Genomic DNA, 20,832 nt, shown 5'->3' on the forward strand with positions numbered 1-20,832 from the left:
CAATCGATTTAGGACTCCCGTTAAGTGCCAGAACGCCAAATTAAGGGCTATTTGGGACTCTCGTTAAGCGCCGAAACAAGTGATCCGTGCTTTCAAACGGGGTGCTGCCTTAATGGTTAATTTGCGTTAACTATAAAGTGCTTGACGCGACTCGGTTCTTTCAGCAGTTTACTTACGGTTTTAAGGGGTATCCTGCGATATAAGCGTTACACGTAAATCTGAATGTTAGTGCTGTTTAACAGCGTTAAATCACCAGCCAGCGTTACCCTCTTTGGTATTTCTGTCGAATCGGCGCATCCTCATCCTGCGCTGATGCGATTCTATTGAACAGGCGCACAGGAACGATACGTGACTATGATGAATGCGGTACAGACAACTCAACCGGATGGCGCGCAATTGGCGGCTGTGCCACAGCCATCCGCTGCCCTGACCGCAGACCGGGCCATCGCTGCCGACGCAGAAATGCTGTCGGCGCAGCTACAGGCGATGCGCAACCGACTGTTTCCGCCTACAGCCCAGAAGGCCCTGCGCAAATTCACCAGCGGCGAGGCGGCAAAGCTCATCGGTGTTTCCGACGGCTATCTGCGCCAGCTTTCCATTGCCGGCGAGGGGCCCCAGCCGGAAACCGGTGCCAATGGACGCCGGCTTTACTCGCTCGCCGAGATCAATGCGCTGCGCCATCATCTCGCTGACGCCGGCGGCCCAAAGGCCAGAACCTATTTGCCGCATCGCGATCCCTCGGCCAACGAACACATGCAGGTGATCGCGGTCACCAATTTCAAGGGCGGTTCCGGCAAGACCACGACGAGCGCGCATCTGGCCCAGCACCTCGCCATGGCCGGGTTTCGCGTCCTTGCAGTCGATCTTGACCCTCAGGCATCGATGTCGGCGCTGTTCGGCTACCAGCCGGAGCTGGATCTGACCGGCAATGACACACTCTACGGGGCCATTCGCTATGACGGTGAACGGCGCCTGATGCGCGACATCATCCGCAAGACCTATTTTGACGGGCTCGATCTTATTCCCGGCAATCTCGAGCTGCAGGAATTCGAGCACACCACACCGCAAATGCTCGCCGACCGCCAGCATGGCGCGCAGCAGAGCATCGAACAGCAGCTGTTCTTTGCCCGGGTACAGGCGGCGCTGGATACGATCTCGGATGATTACGACGTGGTCGTCATCGATTGCCCGCCGCAGCTCGGCTTTTTGACGCTGTCGGCGCTTTGCGCCGCCACGTCGGTTCTCGTCACGGTGCATCCGCAGATGCTCGATGTGGCGTCCATGAGCCAGTTCCTGTTCATGACGGCGGATCTTCTGGCCGTGGTGCGCGAGGCGGGCGGCGAACTCAATTTCGATTTCATGCGCTATCTCATCACCCGCTTTGAGCCCAATGACGCGCCGCAGCAGCAGATTGCCGGCTTCCTGCGCTCGCTCTTCGGTGATCGCGTGCTGACATCGGCCGTGGTGAAATCGACGGCGTTTTCCGACGCCGGCCTCACCAAGCAGACGCTTTATGAAGTTTCACGCGACAGTTTCACCCGGGCAACCTATGACCGGGCCATTGAATCGCTGTCCTCCGTCAATGCTGAAATCCAGGGCCTGATTTTCAAGGCCTGGAACCGGCCTGTGTGAGGCAAGCAAATGACTGACAAGAACCGCAGGGATCAACTCAAAGCGCTTTTCGGAACGGTGGATACGGCTCCCCAGCCGGAGCCGACGCCGCTCAATACGGCTCCGATGGACAACACTCCTCCTTCTGAGCAACCGAAGCAGCGCACGGCGTCCGGTGCCATCAAGGCTATGGGCCTTTCGCTCGGCGGTATCTCGCGTGAGCTGGAGGATGCCCGCAAGATTAGAGAAAGTCTCGAGGGAGCGGAACGGGTCATCGAGATTGATCCCCAGCTTATTGAGTATTCTTTTGTCGAAGACCGGCTGAGCCACAATTTCGGCCTTGACGAGACGTTCAGGGAACTGGTCGAGAGCATCAAGCTGAATGGCCAGCAGGTTCCCATTCTCGTCCGGCCGCATCCGGAGCGGAGGGGGTACTACCAGACCGCCTACGGCCATCGCCGTCTGCGGGCGGCGGCGGAACTCAAGCTGCCGGTGCAGGCGATCGTCCGTGAGCTGAGCGATGCCCAGCTTGTGGTGGCGCAGGGCAAGGAAAATGCCGAACGGCGCGATCTCTCGTTCATCGAACGGGCTTTCTTTGCCCGCAACCTGATTGACCGCGGTTTCAGCCGGTCGGTGGTACAGGATGCCCTGGCTTTGCACAAAGCCGAGATGACCCGCTACCTCCAGGTCGTGGATGCCATTCCGAAACCGATTTTGCAGGCCATTGGCCCCGCACCCAAAATCGGCCGGCCGCGCTGGGTCAAACTGGCTGATCTGTTGAAGAAGCCGGATGGCCGAACGGCAGCGCAGGCGATTGTGCAGCAGGACCATTTCAAGCTGCAGGGCAGTGACGGCCGCTTTGAAGCGGTATTCGAGCGGCTGCTGGAGCTCAACAGGCCAGCTGCGGCAGCCAAAGCCGATTCTGCAGCGGCAAGGCATATACGCGACGGCAATGGTGATTTCATCGCCCAGCTTCTGAACAGCAAAAAGGAGCGGTCGATCAGTTTTGCCGACACGGTTCCCGAGGGGTTCGTGGAGTTTGTGGCTGGCGAGCTAGACGGGCTTTTGCAGCGCTACAGGAGCGGGCAAAAAGCCTGAGACGGGCGTTATTCTGGTTTTGAGTAAGCGTTGAACGGAAAGAACAAAGAGAAGGAACAACGGCAAGAAAAAAGGCCCCCAGAACGTTACCGCTCCGGAAGCCCTCTTCAATGTAGCAATTTTAGAGAATCACTTCCTACCTGACTTGTCAAGCGTTGGACGCGTTCCGGCAACACCTTTCCCTTGCCTCAATTTGAGGTAGAGAAAATGACTGATCGTTTTGCAACGACGCCGTTTGGCGGGCGATCGCTGTCGCATGCCATGTTCGCGGTGCAGGAAAAGACGGCCCGTGCGCGTGAAAAGCTGGCCGGTAGCGATACCAATCACCCGGAAAAATGGGCGCTGCTGCGGGAATTGACGCAGGCGCGCGCGGCTTTCTTCCTGTCGGATCGCACCATTGCCGTGCTGGAGGCGCTTCTGAGCTTCTATCCCGAGACCTTGCTTGACGGAAGCGCACCGCTGGTCGTGTTTCCGTCCAATGCGGAGCTATCCATGCGCACGCGTGGCATGTCGTCCGCGACCATTCGCCGGCATCTTGCCGCGCTGGTGGAAGCGGGATTGATCATCCGGCGCGACAGCCCAAACGGCAAACGCTATGCCCGGCGCGGGGAAGGCGGGGAAATCGAGCACGCATTCGGGTTCGACCTGTCGCCCTTGGCACTGCGCGCCGATGAAATCAGGGAACATGCGGCCGCGGCGCGGGACATGGAGCGCGCCATTCATCGCGTCCGCAGCGAAATCACCATCCATCTGCGCGATGTCTCCAAGACCATTGACGCTGGACTGAGCGAGGAACGTCCAGGCGCGTGGGAAGCCTATGCGGATGAACTGGCAGCCCTCTCGGGGCGCGTCAGCCGGCATCTGCCATTGGAGACCATGAAAACAAGGCGGGATGCGCTTGCGGATCTGCGCAGCAAGGTCGAAAAAGCCTATCTCGATACACTTTCAAACGAAGAAATGAGCGGCACTGACTCTTCTTCTGAGCACCATATTCAGAATTCAAATATAGACCACCATTTTGAAAGGGCTTCCGAAAAAAGCCAGAAACGAACGGCAGCGCCTGAAACTGCAGGTAACGGGAATGCTGACGCGGAAGAGAACGACAAGGCAGAAGCCGGGCGCAACCAGGCAATGTCAAAAATGCGCCAGCGGTTGCTGGACGCCAAACTGAAACGGGCGCAGCACAGCGATACCCGGCCGGGGGATTTGGCCGCCGGGCCGGTGAAGACCGCGGCGCTGCCGTTGGGCGCCGTCCTGGAAGCCTGCCCGCAAATCCGGGATTATGCCCGCAATGACATCGGGGATTGGCGTGATCTGATGCAGACCGCCGGTCTGGTCCGCTCCATGCTCGGTATTTCGCCGGATGCCTGGGAAAGGGCGCGTGAAACCATGGGGGATATCAACGCTTCCATCACCATTGCCGCAATATTGGAGCGGGCCGGCGAAATTCGCTCACCCGGCGGATATCTGCGCGCGCTGACCGACAGGGCCGAAATTGGCCAGTATTCGGTCATTCCGGTGATCAAGGCGCTCAATGGGGAGGGGCGGGCATAGGCGCGGACAGCGAAAAGGGGCGCGCGAGCACCCCTGATCCAGCATTTTTGCGCCTCAGATCAACGAGAGGTGAGATCGTCAGGCAAATCGCGGTTGTGGAACTCCTTGAAAACAGTCCGCAGCGTTCCATTGGCGAAATTGGTCTTTACCCAGTTGTTGAGCCAATCCTGCAACGGTTTTTCACCCTTCGGCAGAGCGATACCCAGATTGGTTTCCTTCTGGGTGAATTTGAGTTCAAGCGGATTGCTGGTGCGTTTCTTGTTCAGGCCGCCCAGCACAGCTGACTGGCTGGAGATGATGTCGACCTGACCGGATACGGCGGCGGTGATCAGGGTCGCATCGTCTTCGAAGCGTACGATTTGCGCACCGGGCGCGTTCTGGGTGATGTCCATGTCATTTGTCGTGGCGCGGGTAACACCGATGCGCTTGCCGGCGAGATCGGCGTAATTCTTGATCTCGACATTCTTGGGCGCGGCGACAATCAGGCTGAGCGTGGCATAGGGAACGGAATAGTCGATGGCCTTCTTGCGCTCCTCGGTAATGCCGAGTGCGGAGACGACCATATCCGCCTTTCCGGTCTGGACGGTCGGTACACGGGCGGCATTGGTAATCTCGACCAGATCCAGTTTGACGCCGAGGTCCTTGGCAATGAGGCGGGCGGTCTCGACATCGGAGCCTGTCGCCTTCAGATCGCTGTCGACATAGGAATATTCGGGGCTGCCCATGGCGACAGCAATGCGCACCTTTCCGGATTTCTTGATATTTTCCAGCACATCGGCTTGCGCCATCGTTGCCGCTATCATGAGTGCCGCGGCGGCGGCTGCCACTTTCATCATCGTCTTCATGTTCTCTCTCCCAGTTGATTCAGTCACGCCGGTTTTGACCGGATTTGCAGTCACAGGCCGTTTGCCAGGAACTCCTTCAATTCCTGCGTTTCCGGCCGTACGAGCATGTCACCGGTACCGGTCTCCCAGACCCGGCCGGTATTCATGTAAATGACGCGGTTGGCGACCTTGCGGGCAAAGGCCATTTCATGGGTGACAACGATCATGGTCATTCCACCCTTGGCCAGATCTTCCATCACACGCAGAACTTCGCCCGTCAGTTGCGGATCGAGCGCCGAAGTCACCTCGTCGAACAGCATCACTTTGGGTTGCATGGCGAGCGATCGGGCAATTGCCACGCGCTGCTGCTGGCCGCCGGACAATTGTTCGGGATAGGCTTCGATTTTCTCGATCAGTCCAACCTTGGCGAGAACGGATTTTGCCGTCTCGAACGCCTCGGCACGGCCGATATTCTTGACGCGGCGCAGCGCGAGCATGATGTTTTCCGCCACGTTCATGTGCGGAAACAGATTGTAGCTCTGAAACACCATGCCCACGTCCTGGCGCAACGTCCGGATATTCAGCTCCGGCGATTCCACGCGGTGCCCGCAGACTTCGATACTCCCGCCCTGAATGGATTCAAGCCGGTTGATACAGCGCAGCGCGGTGCTCTTGCCCGAGCCGGATTGCCCGATAAGCGCCACCACTTCTCCCGGTGCCACATCGAAGGATACGCCTTTCAGAACTTCGACGGAGCCGAAACGCTTGATCACTTCATGGAGTTTAACGGCGGCCGACATTCAGTTTCCTCTCGAGAGAACGGCTCCAGACCGACAGCGGATAGCAGACGCAGAAGTAGAAGGCTGCGGCGATGCCAAAGATGAGAAAGGGCTGGAAAAGCGAATTGTTGATGACTTGCGCGGCGCGGGTCAGCTCGACAAAGCCGACAACGGAGGCAAGCGAGGTATTCTTGACGAGCTGGACCATGAAACCGACGGTTGGCGGCGTGGCGATGCGCATGGCCTGCGGCAGGATGACATCCACAAGCACCTGCCACCGGGTCAGGGCGAGGCATTCGGCGGCTTCGAACTGGGTGCGTGGCACGGATTCGACGCATCCGCGCCAGATTTCGCCGAGATAGGCGCTGGAATAGATCATCATGCCGACACCGGCAGCCATCAGCGGCGGCAATTCAATGCCAATGACGCCGAGGCCGAAATAGATGACGAACATCAGGATGAGAAGCGGCGTTCCCTGAATGATCTGGACATAGATGAGGGACAGCCGTCGCAGCCAGCGCATCGTTGACGTGCGTGCGAGCATGACAAAGAACCCCGCGACGCCGCCGAGCGCAAAAGCGAGTGCGGAAAGGACCACGGTCCAGACGAGCCCGTGCAGCAGGTAAACGAGATGATTTACGGTGAAACCGTCGGTCATGGCAGCGTCCTCACAGGGGTGTTCCCAGCTTGCGGCGGCGCGGAAAGATCGCGAGTGCTATCGCGTGAAATCCGAAGCGCAGCAGATAGGTGATGACGAGATAGATCACGGCGATGACGATGTAGGTCTCGAACGAGCGGAAGGTGTAGGACTGGATATTGTTGGCGACACCCGTCAGATCCTCCGCCGATATCTGTGACGTGATCGACGTTGACAGCATCATCAGGATGAACTGGCTGGTCAGGGCGGGATAGACGCGTTCAATCGACGGCATGAGGATGATGTCGCGATAAATCTGGAAACGGGAGAGCCCAAGCGCCTCCGCCGCTTCGATCTGGCCGGGGTGCACCGCCTCCATGCCCGCCCGCACGATTTCGGCGGTATAGGCTCCGACATTGATCACCATGGCGAAAACCGAGGCGAAAAACACCGGCATGGTCAGGCCGATCGACGACAATCCGAAGAAAATAAAGAATATCTGGACGATGAACGGTGTGTTGCGGACGATCTCGATGTAGATGCCCACGGCGAGACGCAACCAGGGATAGGCGCTGCGCCGCGCGATGGCGCAAAGCACCCCGATGACGAGCCCGATGGCCACCGCGACAACCGTCATCTCGATTGTCGTGACCGCGCCCTGAAGAAAGCTTTGCCAGTAGGGGAGGAGCGCTTCGAAATCAAACTGGTAATTCATGGCACTCTTCCCGCTCTATCGTGCCAGCCAGCCGCCGTCGACGGGCAGCACGGTTCCGTGGACGTAATCGGAGGCACGGGAAGCCAAAAACACCGCCGCACCGCCAATATCCGAGGGATTACCCCAGCGGCCAGCCGGGATTCTGGCCAGAATCTGGGCGCTGCGGTCCTGATCGTCCCGGAGCGCTGTCGTGTTATTGGTGACGAAATAGCCGGGGGCGATGGCATTGACGTTGACGCCCTTCGCAGCCCATTCGCATGCCAGGAGCCTGGTGATTCCGGCCAGCCCGCTCTTGGAAGCGGTGTAGGAGGGGATGCGGATACCGCCCTGAAACGACAGAAGCGATGCAATATTGATGATCTTGCCCTGTCCGGCGGCAATCATGTGCCGGCCGGCGGCCTGGGCGAGGAAGAAAGCCGATTTGAGATTGGTGCCCATGACGGCGTCCCAATCGGCTTCGGTGAAGTCGACGGCGTCATTGCGGCGGATGATACCGGCGTTGTTGACGAGGATATCCAATCGCCCGAAGGCTTTGTGTGTTTCCTCGACGATGGCGGCGACCGGCGCGATGGTGCCGAGATCGGCTCTTATTTCATGGAAACCTGCGCCTGCTTTCTCAACGAAGGAACGGGTTTCGTCCATGGATGAGCGGCCAACCGCGGCGATGGATGCACCTGCCTCGGCAAGCGCGACCGCGATGGCCTGGCCGATGCCGGTATTGGCGCCGGTAACGATGGCAATTTTGCCGGAAAGATCAAAAAGCTGTGTCACCGATGTCACCGCAGCGCGCCGATGGGGATATGATCCATATCCGTGAAGCTCTTGTTGTCGCCGCCCATGGCCCAGATGAATGCGTAATTGGAGGTGCCGACGCCGGAATGGATGGACCAGCCGGGCGAGATGATCGCCTGCTCATTGGCAACGACGAGATGACGCGTTTCGGAAGGGTCTCCCATCATGTGGAATACGCGCTGATCGTTGGCGAGATCGAAATAGAGATAGGCTTCGGAGCGCCGGTCGTGGGTGTGCGCGGGCATTGTGTTCCACATATTGCCGGGATCAAGCTGGGTCAGGCCCATCACCAGCTGGCAGCTGTCGCAGACCTCGGGATGAATGTACTGGAATATCGTGCGTTTATTTGAGGTCAGTTGGTCACCCAACTGGATATGCTTCGCCCGTTCCGGCCTGATGAGCGTGCTCGGATGGGCGGCGTGGGCCGGGGTCGAGAGCAGATAGAATTTTGCCGGGTTCGCCGGATCGACGCTTTCGAACACCACCTCCGCCACGCCTTTGCCGATATAGAGGCAGTCCCGCGGATCGAGGGTGTGAACGGCGCCATCCAGTGTCACACGGCCGCTGCCGCCAATGTTGATGACACCCATTTCGCGCTGGGCAAGGAAGAATTCCTGGCCGATCGGCGTCGGTGCCGTCAATGTCAGCGGTTTGCTGGCGGGCAGGGCGCCGCCAATGACGAGACGGTCGACATGACTGTAGGTCAGTACGATTTCATCGGTTTCAAAAATGCTTTCAATCAGAAAGTGGCGGCGCAAATCGTCCGTGCCGTAGGCACGCACGGCGTCGGGATGGGAAACCTGTCTGACTTCGATTTTCATGTCTTACCTTTGTGTGTTTTCTGTATTGCGCCCGTCCGCGCATCATTCGTCGTCGATGAAGTAACTGGGATTGATATTGCGCATCTCCTTCACCTCGTTGAGCATTTGCCCGAGATGAAAGCCCATGGCTTCGACCGCATGCGCGGTGTCGTGCCGGCGGATACCGTCGAGAATGGCTTCGTGCTCGACAATGACGCGGGTCAGGCGGCCGCGTTGCGGCAGGGTCAGACGCCGGTAGCGGTCGATCTGCATCTTCACCTGCTGGATGACATTCCATATGCCAGGAAACCCAGCTATGGCATTGATCTGCAAATGAAAACTCGTATCGGCCTGATGGAAAAGCTCATTGTCAGGGACGGCTTCAGCCAGGGTCAGTTCGGTGATGCTGGCCTCAAGACGCTTGATATCGGCGGCGTCGGCCTGTTCGGCAGCAAGCCTTACGGTCGTCTCTTCCAGCGATTTGCGGATGAGAATGGCTTCGTAGAGGGCGCGGCGCGGAATGCGCGCCACGAACGTTCCCGATTGCGGAAAAATATCGATCAGGCCGTCATCGGCGAGCCGCAGAACAGCCTGATGGACGGGTGTGCGGCTGACGCCGAAATGCGCCGCGATGTCCTTCTCGGAGACAGGCTCCATCGGTTTGCGGCGGAGGGAAATGATATCCTCGAGCAGTTCCTTGTAGATATGGGTTGCCGCACGCGGTGTCGCCGCGCGCTGTTGCACATAGGCGGTCTGCGAGGATGAAAGCGGATGCGTCCGGTCGCGCTTTCTATCGGTGTCATTGGTTTTTCTGTCGTCCGTGAGCATGCTGCCTGTCCTTTTGTCCTGCGGTTGTCGCCCGTCGCTTCTGGCAATTATCCCATTCGTATTGACGGATTTCCCCTGGCGTTTCGCAAGCCAAAATCTCAATTGAAATATAAATATTCTAATATTTCAGTTTTGACAAGACTCGGAAAACCGGTTGTGCACAGGGCAGGCCCGCAGCGGTGGCATGCGCCCAGGTTGTATGCACCCAGACTGCATGTGCCCGATAGCGGCGTTGACGGCCCGTCCATTACCGTTTAGTGAAATTGGTTATGAAAATTGCAATGGTTCTCGTGGTGGTGCGATCGCGCATGGGCAGGATGGTTTGACCATCCGGCGTTAAGCACCCATGCGCGGCAAACAGGCTCCTGACGGGGCCTTTTTTTACGCCCGAATTTCACCGGCAGCCCCGTCGAACCCGCCCTTTCCAACCATTGCAACAAGGAACTGCCATGACAGGCAAATACACCCATGAATCCGCGCGTGCGCCCATGACCGGGGCAGAGATCGTTCTCAAGGCACTGCGTGATAACGCGGTCGAACATATTTTCGGCTATCCGGGAGCAGCGGTGCTGCCCATCTATGACGAGATCTTCCAGCAAAGCGCGATCAGGCACATACTGGTGCGCCATGAGCAGGGCGCCGGTCATGCTGCGGAAGGTTATGCCCGTTCAACGGGCAGGGTTGGCGTCATGCTGGTCACATCGGGGCCGGGCGTGACCAATTCCGTTACACCTCTGCAGGATGCCCTGATGGATTCCATTCCCATCGTTTGCCTGTCCGGGCAGGTGGCGACCACGCTGATCGGCTCCGATGCGTTCCAGGAATGCGACACTGTCGGCATCACGCGGCCATGCACGAAGCACAACTGGCTGGTCACCGACGTCAACGATCTGGCCGCCACCATCCACGAGGCCTTCCGCATCGCGCGATCAGGGCGTCCCGGGCCGGTGCTGGTGGATATGCCGAAGGATATCCTGCTTGCCAGCGGTTATTACACCGCCCGATCTGCGGTCGAGGAGAGGGAGAGCTATCGTCCGACGACAGCGGGTGATGATGCGCAGATACAGGCAGCACTCGCGCTTCTGACGAAAGCCCGCAAGCCCGTCATTTATACGGGCGGCGGCGTGATCGGATCCGGACCGGCGGCATCAGTCTCGCTGCGTGCGTTTGCCGAGCTGACCGGCTTTCCCGTCACCTCGACGCTGATGGGGCTTGGCGCATATCCGGCATCGGGGTCGAACTGGCTGAAGATGCCGGGCCTGCACGGCTCCTATGAGGCCAATATGGCCATGCACGATTGTGATGTCATGCTGTGCATCGGTGCGCGTTTTGATGACCGCGTAACAGCGCGTATCGACGGTTTTTCGCCGAAATCGAAGAAAATCCACATCGATATTGATCCTGCGTCCCTCAACAAGATCGTCACTGCCGACATTGCCATTCGGGGCGACGTCGGCCGTGTTCTCAGCGAGATGCTGCGTCTGTGGCGGGCTCTGCCGGTTCAGCCGGATCAGCGGCGGCTGCGGGGCTGGTGGCAGATGATCAACCGGTGGCGGGCCCGAGAATCCTTCTCCTATGCGATGGACCATGCAGCCATCATGCCGCAATACGCGCTCGAGCGTCTTCATGCGCTGACCAGGGATCGCGATACCTACATCACCACGGAAGTGGGGCAGCATCAGATGTGGGCGGCGCAGTTTTACGGCGTGGAGAGCCCCAACCGCTGGATGACGTCGGGCGGGCTTGGCACGATGGGCTATGGCCTGCCGGCGGCAATCGGCGTGCAGATTGCTCACCCCGAAAGTCTCGTGATCGATATTGCCGGGGATGCATCGATCCAGATGACCATGAAGGAGTTGTCGACGGCGATCCAGTACGACGCACCGGTCAAGGTATTCATTTTGAACAACGAGTATATGGGGCTGGTCCGGCAATCGCAGGAGATCTTGCACGGCAACCGTCTCGCGCACTCCTATTCGGCAGCCTTGCCCGATTTCGTGAAGGTGGCCGAAGCGTTTGGCGCCGTCGGCCTGCGCTGCGACACACCCGATGCGCTGGATGATGCGATCCAGGAAATGATCGACGTCAAACGGCCGGTGCTGCTTGATTGCCGGGTCGCCAGACTGGAAAACTGTTTCCCGATGATCCGGCCCGGCCGCGCGCACAATGACATGCTGTTGCCGGATGAGATCACCGGCGCGTCCTTCCGCGGGCCAGTCGATCCAGCCGGCCAGAGCTTGGTATAGCCGCTTCGGTTATCGTTCGGGAGCAAAGACGCAGCGCCGCGGGCGTTGCGTCTTTTCCCGTTGCCGCCTCGCGGCCATAGCGTTCAAAAAAATTCGAACCGCCATTTGACAAGGGCGCGCTTCCATGCTGAATTGGCACAATGGTCCAACCAATTAAGCAGGGCATTTCGTGATCAACCCGATTCTTTCACCGGTGCAGACATCATCCCGCGACGACGCGGTGCTGAATGCATTGGTGGATTTCGTTGCCAGCGAAGGGTTGAAGCCGGGAGACCGCCTGCCGACGGAGCGGGTGCTGGCGGAATATCTGAAAGTCAGCCGGACGACCGTGCGCGAAGCGCTGACACGCTGGCAGGAACTCGGACTTGTCGAGCGGCGGCAGGGCAGCGGAACCTATCTGCGCTCGGCCGTGACCCGCAACATGCTGCACATGCCGCTGACATTGCCGTCCGGCAACGATTTCAACAGCCTGATGCACACGCTGGAAATTCGCCGCGGGCTCGAGGCGGAAGCGGCCGTTCTGTGCGCCGAGCGGGCAAGCGATGACGACATCGCCTTTATCGAGAAAAAACTGGTCGTCATGGAAGAAGCCTTTCATGCCCGCGCCGGTATGTCTTCGGAGGAAGACTGGGATTTCCATCTGGCGATCTTCCAGACATCGGGGAATCCGCTGTTCGAACAGATCATTGCCGCGATGTATGAAATGTTTCACCGGTTCTGGGAGCATCCACTTGGCGTGCGCGACTTTGGTCATGCCAGCTTTCCCTATCATCGTACCCTTTTCAACTGCATCGCGGCCCGTGATCCCGTGGGCGCGCGCGCCGAGGCATTGAAACTGATCGCCACGGTTGAAGATGACCTTCGACGCGGCGCTGCAAATCTCAGGAAACAGAGCAAGACATGAACGACAATCCCTTTTTCTATGATCAGGACCTGATGGCAGAGGCGGCGACGCTGCTTGCCCATGACGCGCCATTTCCCGGCGGGTCTGTCGTTCCGCCCATCTATCAGACATCGCTGTTCACCTTCGAGAACTATGCGGATATGGCCGATACCTTTGCCGGTCGCAAACGCCAGCCGATCTATTCACGCGGCGACAATCCGACAGTCATGGAATTTGAAAGCAAGATCGCGGCGCTGGAAGGCGCGGAGGCCGCCCGGGCATTCTCCAGCGGCATGGGCGCGATCAGCGCCACCGTGCTGGCCTTTGTCGGGGCAGGCGACCGGATCGTCGCCGTGCGCAACTGTTATGGCGACGCCTACCGCCTGTTCGAGCGCCTGTTGCCGCATCTCGGCATCAAGGTCGATTATGTCGACGGTTCCGATCCGGATGCGGTTGCCGCAGCGCTTCCCGGTGCCCGGCTGCTCTATCTGGAAAGCCCCAGCTCCATGATGTTCGAGCTGCAGGATATTGCGCATTACGCGCAACTGGCAAAGCAGCATGGTGTCGTCACCACCATCGACAATTCCTATGCGACGCCGCTGTTCCAGAAGCCGATCAGCCATGGCATTGATCTTGTTCTGCATTCCGCCTCGAAATATCTGGGCGGGCACAGCGATACCGTGGCCGGCGTGGTGGCCGGATCGCGTGAAATGATCGACCGCATCAACGGCCGCACCTATTCCTATCTCGGCGCAAAGCTTTCGCCCTTCGAGGCATGGCTGTTGCTGCGCGGGTTGCGCACGCTGACCTTGCGCCTGCCGCACCACATGAAGAGCGGCCTGACCATCGCGGAACGGCTGAAAGGGCGGGATGATGTCGAGCGCGTCATTCACCCGGCCTATTCCAACCATCCTGGTAAGGCAACGCTTACGGGATACACCGGGCTGTTTTCCTTCGAGGTGACCGAGGATGTCGACGTGCCGGCGTTTGTCGATGCGTTGAAGCTGTTTCGCATCGGCGTCAGCTGGGGCGGTCACGAGAGTCTTGTCGTTCCGGCAATGGCCTCGTTGCAGCAGACGCCGGACGCCAATTCCATCGGGCGCTTCGGTGTCAGCCCGCGAACCATCCGTCTGCATGTGGGACTTGAAAATGTAGAGGAGCTCTGGGCCGACCTTGTGAATGCCCTGGACAAAGCAAAACGCTAATCAGAAAACCAAGTGGGAGCATAAAATGCAAAAAAGAATGGGAACATTTCTCGCCGGTGCCATGGCGGCACTGGCCATGACCGTATCGTCAGCCTTTGCTGACACAACCATCAAGATGGTCGAAGTGATCACCAGTCCGCCGCGCACGGAACTGCTGAAAAAGCAGATCGCGGGCTTCGAGAAGGCCAATCCGGGAGTCAAGGTGGAACTGGTCTCGCTGCCTTGGGGACAGGCTTTCGAAAAATTCCTGACGATGGTTCAGGCGGGCGATACGCCCGATATCGTCGAAATGCCGGAACGCTGGCTCGGGCTCTATGCCAACAATGGCCAGCTCGAAGATCTTGGAGCCTATGTTGCGAAATGGAAGGACGGCGGTACGCTCGGCGAGCGTGCGAAGCAGTTCGGTTCCGTAGTCGACCACAAGCAGTACATGATCCCCTACGGCTATTATGTCCGCGCCATGTTTTGGAACAAGAAGCTGTTTGCCGAAGCCGGGCTCAAGGAGGCGCCAAAGACGCTCGATGAGTTCATGGAAGCCAACAAGAAGATTTCCGCGATCAAGGGCAAGTATGGCTACTGCCTGCGCGGCGGTCCCGGCGGCTTTAATGGCGTCCAGATGTTCATGAACATTGCCAATGGCAAGGGCGCGTACTTCAATGCCGATGGCACGGCGACGTTGAACGAGCCGGGCTCGGTCAAAGGTCTCGAAATGCTCGCCGATATCTACAAGAAGGGCTATGCGCCGAAGGACAGTGTCAGCTGGGGTTTCAACGAAATCGTCACCGGCTTCTACTCCGGCACCTGCGCCATGCTCGACCAGGACCCGGATGCCCTGATCGGTATTGCCGAGAAGATGAAGAAGGAAGATTTCGGCGTGGCGCCGATGCCGACCGGACCGAGCGGCAAGTCCTATCCGACACTCGGTTATGCCGGATGGGCCATGTTTGCCAACTCCAAGGTCAAGGATGACGCCTGGAAGCTGATGGGCACGCTGCTGGCACCGGAAGACAATCTGGAATTCGCCAAGAATGTCGGCGTCTTGCCGATCCACAACGGTGCGGACAAGGATCCCTATTTCGGCTCGGAAAGCTTCAAGGGCTGGTTCCAGGAGCTGAGCGATCCGAAGACGTTCGAGTTCGTGACACCGCCGACCCATCTGGAAAATCTCGGCAACTTCTACGATTCCGTATCGGTGAAGAATTTCCAGGAAGTGCTGCTTGGCCAGAAGACAGCCAAGCAGGTTGCGGATGACTGGTCTGCATTCCTGACCGAGCAGCAGCAGGCCTGGATGGCCAAGAACAAGAAATAACTCGACCGGATGCCCTGGCGCCAACAACGCCAGGGCATTTTTCTCATGACTTTCGCCAATCCGGGAATCCGGTGGCGAGGGACGGGGAACTGTTTGCAAAAGAGGGGCCAGAAACATGGCAATGCAATCCACCGCGGCACTGACGCCGCAACAGGAGAGAAGGGCAAGCAGCAAGCGCCGCTTCAGCGCTGCTTTCGAGCCGTGGTTTTATCTCAGTCCGGCGCTTGTCCTGCTGCTTGTCGTTCTGGTGGTTCCGCTGATCTTCGGCGTCAGCTATTCCTTCCGCAAGTTCTCGGCGTTCAAGTCGGACTATGTCGGGCTGGCCCAGTACAAGGCGCTGTTATCCGATCCGGTTCTCGGACAGGCCCTGATGAACACGTTGTGGTGGACGGTTGCCAGCCTGTTCCTGCAGTTCTTTCTCGGGCTGGGGCTGGCTCTCCTGCTCGACCGGCCGTTTTTCGGCAAGAAGGTCGTGCAAGCGATTGTCTTCCTGCCGTGGGCAGTACCGTCTTTCCTGTCCGGCCTGACCTGGGCCTGGCTGTTCAATCCCATTGTCGGCCCGTTGCCGCACTGGCTTTTTGCGCTTGGCCTCAAGTCCGAGCCCACGAATATTCTTTCCGATCCCGCCACCGCCATGTGGGGCCCGATTATCGCCAATGTCTGGTTTGGCGTGCCGTTTTTCGCCATTACCCTGCTGGCGGCGCTGAAATCCATTCCATCGGAGCTGCATGAAGCGGCGGCGATTGATGGTGCAAACCCGTGGCAGCGTTTCACCAGGGTAACGCTGCCGTTCCTGGCGCCGACCATCGCCATCACCGTCATGCTGCGGACGATCTGGATCGCCACCTTCGCCGATCTCATCTACGTCATGACGGAGGGTGGCCCGGCCGGTTCGACCAATACGGTTGCGACCTACATCTATGTCAGCGCCTTCAAGACCCTGGACAAAGGCTATGCTTCGGCTGTCGCCGTGCTGCTACTGGCGCTTCTCATCCTCTATGCGGTTGTGCTCATCCGCATCCGCCGCTCGCTTGTGAGGTATTCCTGATGATTGCCGGTCGTTCCCGCAAAGCCCGAATTTTAGGAAGCATCGGCCTTTATGGCGCTGTTGCCGCCTACGTCATTTTCGCGCTGTTTCCGCTGTTCTGGACGCTGAAGATTTCCGTCACCCCGCAATCACTCCTGTATTCGGAAGGCATCACGCTGTGGCCGTCGTCGGCGACCTGGGAGAATTACAAGACCGTGCTGCGGGCGACTGATTTTCCGCGTTACTTCCTCAACAGCGTCATCGTTTCCGTCGTGACGGCGGTGCTCGTCACCGTCATTGCCTCTGCGGCAGGCTATGCCATGTCACGCTTCTCATTCCGCGGCAAAACCACCGTGGCCGTGACCCTGCTGCTCACGCAGACATTCCCGCTGGTGATGGTCATTCCGCCGATCTATCGCATCATGGGTGAGCTCGGGCTGACCAACAGTCTGACCGGTCTGATCATCATCTACACGGCGTTCAACATCGCCTTCGCCACCTTCCTGATGCAGTCGTTCTTTGATGGCATCCCCAAGGACCTGGAGGAGGCTGCGATGATCGATGGCTGCAGCCGCAGCCAGGCGCTGCGCCGGGTCATCATTCCGCTCACCCTGCCGGGCATGGGCGCGACGCTCGGCTTTGTTTTCACCGCTGCGTGGAGTGAACTGCTCTTCGCTCTCATGCTGATCAGCAGCGACAGCCAGAAAACCTTTGCCGTCGGCCTGCTCACCTTCATCGGCAAGTTTGCCGTCGACTGGGGACAGATGATGGCCGCCTCGGTGCTGGCGCTCATACCGGCCTGCCTGTTCTTCGGCTTCTTGCAACGCTACCTCGTGACCGGCCTGACCGCCGGTGCCGTCAAGGGATAATCGAAAGAGATAAGCTCATGGCTTCCGTCACCATTACCAATGTTCAGAAAAACTATGGCGCGATGAATGTGTTGTCAGCGGTGGACCTTTCCATTGCCGATGGCGAGTTCGTGGTGCTCGTCGGCCCGTCCGGATGCGGCAAGTCGACCCTGCTGCGCATGATCGCCGGGCTGGAGGAAATCTCCGCCGGGGAAATCCGTATCGGCGAGCGTGTCGTCAATGATGTCGCACCGAAGGATCGCGATATCGCCATGGTGTTTCAGTCCTATGCGCTCTATCCGCATATGGATGTGGCATCCAACATGGGTTTCAGCCTGCTGTTGCGCAAAACCGCCAAGGATTTGGTTTTCGACCGCGTCGGCGCGGCTGCCAAGCGACTCGGTCTCGACGTCTTCCTGCAGCGCCTGCCGCGCCAGCTCTCCGGCGGCCAGCGCCAGCGCGTGGCCATGGGCCGCGCGATCGTGCGCGATCCCCAGGTGTTTCTCTTCGATGAGCCATTGTCCAACCTTGACGCAAAATTGCGCGTGCACATGCGCACGGAAATCAAGGCGCTGCATCAGCAGCTGAAGACGACATCCGTCTATGTCACCCACGATCAGGTGGAGGCCATGACCATGGCCGACCGCATCGTGGTGATGCATGACGGGGTGATCCAGCAGGTCGGCACACCGCTCGAACTGTACGACCATCCAGCCAACCTCTTTGTGGCGGGCTTCATCGGATCGCCCGGCATGAACTTCCTGCCGGCAGTGGTCAACCGCAGCGATGCCACGGTTGAGGCGCGCCTCGGTGATGGCCAGACCATTGCCCTCAATGCAAAACTGCCCATCGAGGACGGCGAGCGGATAACCCTTGGCATCCGCCCGGAAAACATCGAAGTCGGCAGTTCGGACGCGTTGGAAGTCAAGATCCAGGTTATCGAACCTTTGGGGCTGTCGACACAGTTCTACACGATCCTGGCTGATGTGCAGGTTTGCATCTATGCGATGGGCCGGACGGACCGCAAGCCGGGGGACACCATGCGCATCGGAATCCGGGCCAGCGACGTGCACGTTTTCAACCCGGCAACAGGGCAAAGGATCGATCCGTCGGCCTGACGTGCAAACATGGCTCTGCCGGTCTTTCAGGCGAGGAATTATTTTTCCTTGTATCGGGTATTCGTGGTATTAAATTCACAAATTCGCGTTTGATGACAGCGAATAGTGCCTGTGCATGCTTAGGACAAAGTGACATTTTCCAATCATCCGCCGAAAGGCTTGGAAACTCAGGATGGAAACAAAAAATGAACTGGCTCAAATCCCTACTCGTCGTTGGCGCTCTGCAGGCTCTGGCAATTGTGCCGATGCAAACCCAGGCGCAGGCGCAATCCAACCTTGAACAGATCAAGACGGCCGGCGTGCTCAAGATCGGCACGGAAGGCACCTATGCGCCGTTCACCTATCACAACACCGCGGGCAAGCTGGTTGGCTTCGATGTGGAAATCGGCGAAGCCATTGCCAAGAACCTTGGCGTGAAAGCCGAGTTTCTCGAAGGCAAGTGGGACGGCCTGATCGCCGGCCTCGATGCCAAGCGCTACGACACGGTCATCAACCAGGTCGGCATCACCGAAGCGCGCAAGGCGAAGTATGATTTTTCCGAGCCTTACATCGCCTCCAAGGCCGTGCTGATCACCAAGGGTGACAACACGGACATCAAGTCTTTTGCCGATCTGAAGGGCAAGAAGTCCGCCCAGTCGCTGTCGAGCAATTTCGGCAAGATCGCCCAGAGCAATGGCGCGGAGCTTGTCGGCACCGATGGCTTTGACCAGTCGATCCAGCTCCTGCTCAGCGGCCGTGCCGATGCGACGGTCAATGACAGCCTGTCTTTCCTCGATTTCAAGAAGCACAAGCCGGACGCCAATGTGAAAATCGCAGCAACCCAGGACAATGCCGATTTCTCCGGCATCATCATCCGCAAGGGTGAACCGGACCTGCTTGCCGCCATCAACAAGGCGCTTGTAACCATCAAGGCCGACGGGACCTACAAGCAGATCGCCGACAAGTATTTCGGCCAGGACGTTTCGAAGTAAGGCTGTTTACGCCCGGAAAAAAGTACGCTCTAACAGGGCAGGGGGATCACACTCCCTGCCTTTTCTTTTGAGGGAGATGCAGCCTTGTCCCATTGGCTGACACTGATGCTTGAATCGCTCGGGCCGCTCCTGTGGGCCGGGCTGATTTTCACCATTCCGTTGACGCTCTTGTCCTTTGTGCTCGGGCTGACCGTCGGTTTGATCGCGGCACTCGTCCGGCTGTTTGCGGCCTGGCCCTTCGTGGCTGTCGTCAAGTTCTATGTCTGGATCATTCGCGGCACGCCGCTGCTGGTGCAGCTGTTCCTGATTTTCTACGGGCTCCCCAGTGCCGGCATCGTGCTCGACGCTTTCACCGCCGCACTGATCGGCTTCACCCTCAATATCGGCGCCTATACCTCGGAAATCCTGCGGGCCGTGATTTCATCCGTGCCGCGCGGGCAGTGGGAGGCAGCCTATTCCATCGGGATGACCTGGTCGCAGGCCATGCGCCGCACCATCCTGCCGCAGGCGGCGCGTGTGGCGGTGCCGCCGCTGTCGAACACCTTCATTTCCCTCGTCAAGGATACATCGTTGGCCGCTGCCATCACCGTTCCGGAGATGTTTCAGGCAGCGCAGCGCATCGTTGCCACCACCTATGAGCCGTTGATCCTCTATGTGGAGGCAGCGATCATCTATCTGATCCTGAGCTCTGTCCTTTCTTCGCTGCAGGCGCGGCTCGAACAGCGTCTCAATCGTTATGGCGGATTTCTGGAGGCACGGTCATGATGATTGAACTGAAGCATATCGAGAAGCGTTTCGGCGATCTGACGGTCCTCAAGAATGTGTCTCTGAGCATTGCCGAAGGCTCGGTCATGGCACTTGTCGGACCCTCCGGCGGTGGCAAGAGCACCTTGCTGCGCTGCATGAATCTCCTGGAGATTCCCACCTCCGGTTCCGTGGAAATTGACGGTGACCGGCTGGATTTCCAGCCCGGTGTCAAGGTGACCACCAAGTCCATCCAGCTGGTGCGCCGGCATTCGGGCATGGTGTTCCAGAACTTTCAGCTGTTTCCGCATCGCACCGTGATCGAGAATGTCACGGAAGGGCTGACGACCGTTCTGAAATGGCCGAAGGAGAAGGCGCGGGAGCGGGCCATGGCGCTGCTCGACAAGGTTGGCCTTGCCCACAAGGCAGAGGTATGGCCGTCAACCCTCTCCGGCGGGCAACAGCAGCGGGTCGCGATTGCGCGCGCATTGGCGCCATCGCCGAAAATCCTGCTCTGCGACGAGCCGACATCGGCGCTCGACCCCGAACTTTCGGGTGAAGTCGTCGACGTGCTTGCCCAGCTCGCACGCGAGGGAACGACCATGGTCATGGCAACGCATGATCTGCGCCTGGCCTCGCGCATTGCCAATCAGGCCATCGTGCTCGACGGCGGCGTAATCGTGGAGACCGGCACGTCGCACGATATCTTCACCCAGCCGAAGCAGGAACGCACCAAGCGCTTTATCGCGACGCTGACCCATGAGGGTCATATGCATGGCGAGGGTATCTGAGGGTAAAGCCGTTTGAAATAGAACCCACCAAGATCGCCATTAAGATCGCATA

General features: G+C 58.8%; 20 protein-coding genes. 13 read left to right on the forward strand and 7 right to left on the reverse strand.

The window, feature by feature from the left end:
* Window positions 1-348: 348 nt before the first annotated feature.
* The 3 genes from repA (at window position 349) to repC (ending at window position 4,263) form a co-directional block, all read left to right on the forward strand.
* The gene (repA, locus tag AC1Q5O_RS16015) at window positions 349-1,632 is read left to right on the forward strand and encodes a plasmid partitioning protein RepA (RefSeq protein ID WP_404928898.1); all 1,284 of its coding nucleotides are present in this window, start codon (window positions 349-351) and stop codon (window positions 1,630-1,632) included.
* A 9-nt stretch (window positions 1,633-1,641) separates the two neighbouring features.
* Window positions 1,642-2,709 (forward strand): plasmid partitioning protein RepB, encoded by a 1,068-nt coding sequence (gene repB / locus AC1Q5O_RS16020; RefSeq protein WP_492564228.1) that lies wholly within the window; start codon window positions 1,642-1,644, stop codon window positions 2,707-2,709.
* Between the two features lie 207 nt (window positions 2,710-2,916).
* Window positions 2,917-4,263, forward strand: coding sequence for a plasmid replication protein RepC (gene repC / locus AC1Q5O_RS16025; RefSeq protein WP_492564230.1), 1,347 nt, complete (start codon window positions 2,917-2,919; stop codon window positions 4,261-4,263).
* Between the two features lie 59 nt (window positions 4,264-4,322).
* Here repC and AC1Q5O_RS16030 read toward each other — a convergent pair whose 3' ends face one another.
* The 7 genes from AC1Q5O_RS16030 to AC1Q5O_RS16060 are packed head-to-tail and all read right to left on the reverse strand — an operon-like array spanning window position 4,323 to window position 9,638.
* Entirely contained in the window at window positions 4,323-5,108 is a 786-nt protein-coding gene (locus AC1Q5O_RS16030) for a transporter substrate-binding domain-containing protein (protein WP_492564232.1), read from the reverse strand.
* Window positions 5,109-5,158: 50 nt separating this feature from the next.
* Window positions 5,159-5,887 carry an amino acid ABC transporter ATP-binding protein gene (locus tag AC1Q5O_RS16035; RefSeq protein ID WP_223616060.1) on the reverse strand — a complete coding sequence of 243 codons (729 nt, stop codon included), beginning with the start codon at window positions 5,885-5,887 and terminating at the stop codon, window positions 5,159-5,161.
* Complete coding sequence (locus tag AC1Q5O_RS16040) at window positions 5,871-6,524, reverse strand: amino acid ABC transporter permease (protein WP_492564235.1); 654 nt, start codon at window positions 6,522-6,524, stop codon at window positions 5,871-5,873. Before AC1Q5O_RS16040 ends, AC1Q5O_RS16035 begins: the two co-directional genes overlap by 17 nt.
* 10 nt (window positions 6,525-6,534) lie before the next feature.
* On the reverse strand, window positions 6,535-7,218 hold the full coding sequence (locus AC1Q5O_RS16045; RefSeq protein WP_492564237.1) for an amino acid ABC transporter permease: 684 nt from the start codon (window positions 7,216-7,218) through the stop codon (window positions 6,535-6,537).
* A 15-nt stretch (window positions 7,219-7,233) separates the two neighbouring features.
* Window positions 7,234-7,989, reverse strand: a complete 756-nt coding sequence (gene kduD, locus AC1Q5O_RS16050; protein WP_492564239.1) for a 2-dehydro-3-deoxy-D-gluconate 5-dehydrogenase KduD — start codon at window positions 7,987-7,989, stop codon at window positions 7,234-7,236.
* A gap of 5 nt (window positions 7,990-7,994) precedes the next feature.
* Window positions 7,995-8,831, reverse strand: a complete 837-nt coding sequence (gene kduI / locus AC1Q5O_RS16055) for a 5-dehydro-4-deoxy-D-glucuronate isomerase (RefSeq protein ID WP_492564240.1) — start codon at window positions 8,829-8,831, stop codon at window positions 7,995-7,997.
* A 42-nt stretch (window positions 8,832-8,873) separates the two neighbouring features.
* Complete coding sequence (locus tag AC1Q5O_RS16060; protein ID WP_464664706.1) at window positions 8,874-9,638, reverse strand: GntR family transcriptional regulator; 765 nt, start codon at window positions 9,636-9,638, stop codon at window positions 8,874-8,876.
* Window positions 9,639-10,087: 449 nt separating this feature from the next.
* Here AC1Q5O_RS16060 and AC1Q5O_RS16065 point away from each other — a divergent pair, with 449 nt between their 5' ends.
* From AC1Q5O_RS16065 to AC1Q5O_RS16110, 10 genes are all read left to right on the forward strand, one after another.
* The gene (locus tag AC1Q5O_RS16065) at window positions 10,088-11,884 is read left to right on the forward strand and encodes an acetolactate synthase 3 large subunit (RefSeq protein ID WP_492564242.1); all 1,797 of its coding nucleotides are present in this window, start codon (window positions 10,088-10,090) and stop codon (window positions 11,882-11,884) included.
* Window positions 11,885-12,053: 169 nt separating this feature from the next.
* Entirely contained in the window at window positions 12,054-12,788 is a 735-nt protein-coding gene (locus tag AC1Q5O_RS16070) for a FadR/GntR family transcriptional regulator (protein WP_492564244.1), read from the forward strand.
* Window positions 12,785-13,972 (forward strand): PLP-dependent transferase, encoded by a 1,188-nt coding sequence (locus AC1Q5O_RS16075; RefSeq protein WP_492564246.1) that lies wholly within the window; start codon window positions 12,785-12,787, stop codon window positions 13,970-13,972. The genes AC1Q5O_RS16070 and AC1Q5O_RS16075 overlap by 4 nt, the downstream gene beginning before the upstream one ends.
* Before the next feature lie 25 nt (window positions 13,973-13,997).
* Window positions 13,998-15,281 (forward strand): ABC transporter substrate-binding protein, encoded by a 1,284-nt coding sequence (locus AC1Q5O_RS16080; RefSeq protein ID WP_492564248.1) that lies wholly within the window; start codon window positions 13,998-14,000, stop codon window positions 15,279-15,281.
* 121 nt (window positions 15,282-15,402) lie between these two features.
* Window positions 15,403-16,329 carry a carbohydrate ABC transporter permease gene (locus AC1Q5O_RS16085; protein WP_374042717.1) on the forward strand — a complete coding sequence of 309 codons (927 nt, stop codon included), beginning with the start codon at window positions 15,403-15,405 and terminating at the stop codon, window positions 16,327-16,329.
* Window positions 16,329-17,177 (forward strand): carbohydrate ABC transporter permease, encoded by an 849-nt coding sequence (locus tag AC1Q5O_RS16090; RefSeq protein WP_492564250.1) that lies wholly within the window; start codon window positions 16,329-16,331, stop codon window positions 17,175-17,177. The genes AC1Q5O_RS16085 and AC1Q5O_RS16090 overlap by 1 nt, the downstream gene beginning before the upstream one ends.
* A gap of 17 nt (window positions 17,178-17,194) precedes the next feature.
* Window positions 17,195-18,274: an ABC transporter ATP-binding protein gene (locus AC1Q5O_RS16095; protein WP_492564252.1), complete on the forward strand. Its 1,080-nt coding sequence runs from the start codon at window positions 17,195-17,197 to the stop codon at window positions 18,272-18,274.
* A 185-nt stretch (window positions 18,275-18,459) separates the two neighbouring features.
* Entirely contained in the window at window positions 18,460-19,245 is a 786-nt protein-coding gene (locus tag AC1Q5O_RS16100) for an amino acid ABC transporter substrate-binding protein (protein ID WP_492564254.1), read from the forward strand.
* An 84-nt stretch (window positions 19,246-19,329) separates the two neighbouring features.
* Window positions 19,330-20,010 (forward strand): amino acid ABC transporter permease, encoded by a 681-nt coding sequence (locus AC1Q5O_RS16105; protein ID WP_223616072.1) that lies wholly within the window; start codon window positions 19,330-19,332, stop codon window positions 20,008-20,010.
* Window positions 20,010-20,780, forward strand: a complete 771-nt coding sequence (locus AC1Q5O_RS16110; RefSeq protein ID WP_223616076.1) for an amino acid ABC transporter ATP-binding protein — start codon at window positions 20,010-20,012, stop codon at window positions 20,778-20,780. The genes AC1Q5O_RS16105 and AC1Q5O_RS16110 overlap by 1 nt, the downstream gene beginning before the upstream one ends.
* Window positions 20,781-20,832 lie beyond the last annotated feature (52 nt).

Source organism: Phyllobacterium sp. MT110 (assembly GCF_058792715.1).

Excerpts from the sequence above, each read along its gene's own strand:
- repB (WP_492564228.1), top strand. The coding sequence starts at position 1,642 with ATGACTGACAAGAACCGCAGGGATCAACTCAAAGCGCTTTTCGGAACG.
- repC (WP_492564230.1), top strand. The coding sequence starts at position 2,917 with ATGACTGATCGTTTTGCAACGACGCCGTTTGGCGGGCGATCGCTGTCG.
- AC1Q5O_RS16030 (WP_492564232.1), bottom strand. The coding sequence starts at position 5,108 with ATGAAGACGATGATGAAAGTGGCAGCCGCCGCCGCGGCACTCATGATA.
- AC1Q5O_RS16035 (WP_223616060.1), bottom strand. The coding sequence starts at position 5,887 with ATGTCGGCCGCCGTTAAACTCCATGAAGTGATCAAGCGTTTCGGCTCC.
- AC1Q5O_RS16040 (WP_492564235.1), bottom strand. The coding sequence starts at position 6,524 with ATGACCGACGGTTTCACCGTAAATCATCTCGTTTACCTGCTGCACGGG.
- AC1Q5O_RS16045 (WP_492564237.1), bottom strand. The coding sequence starts at position 7,218 with ATGAATTACCAGTTTGATTTCGAAGCGCTCCTCCCCTACTGGCAAAGC.
- kduI (WP_492564240.1), bottom strand. The coding sequence starts at position 8,831 with ATGAAAATCGAAGTCAGACAGGTTTCCCATCCCGACGCCGTGCGTGCC.
- AC1Q5O_RS16060 (WP_464664706.1), bottom strand. The coding sequence starts at position 9,638 with ATGCTCACGGACGACAGAAAAACCAATGACACCGATAGAAAGCGCGAC.
- AC1Q5O_RS16065 (WP_492564242.1), top strand. The coding sequence starts at position 10,088 with ATGACAGGCAAATACACCCATGAATCCGCGCGTGCGCCCATGACCGGG.
- AC1Q5O_RS16075 (WP_492564246.1), top strand. The coding sequence starts at position 12,785 with ATGAACGACAATCCCTTTTTCTATGATCAGGACCTGATGGCAGAGGCG.
- AC1Q5O_RS16080 (WP_492564248.1), top strand. The coding sequence starts at position 13,998 with ATGCAAAAAAGAATGGGAACATTTCTCGCCGGTGCCATGGCGGCACTG.
- AC1Q5O_RS16085 (WP_374042717.1), top strand. The coding sequence starts at position 15,403 with ATGCAATCCACCGCGGCACTGACGCCGCAACAGGAGAGAAGGGCAAGC.
- AC1Q5O_RS16090 (WP_492564250.1), top strand. The coding sequence starts at position 16,329 with ATGATTGCCGGTCGTTCCCGCAAAGCCCGAATTTTAGGAAGCATCGGC.
- AC1Q5O_RS16095 (WP_492564252.1), top strand. The coding sequence starts at position 17,195 with ATGGCTTCCGTCACCATTACCAATGTTCAGAAAAACTATGGCGCGATG.
- AC1Q5O_RS16100 (WP_492564254.1), top strand. The coding sequence starts at position 18,460 with ATGAACTGGCTCAAATCCCTACTCGTCGTTGGCGCTCTGCAGGCTCTG.
- AC1Q5O_RS16110 (WP_223616076.1), top strand. The coding sequence starts at position 20,010 with ATGATTGAACTGAAGCATATCGAGAAGCGTTTCGGCGATCTGACGGTC.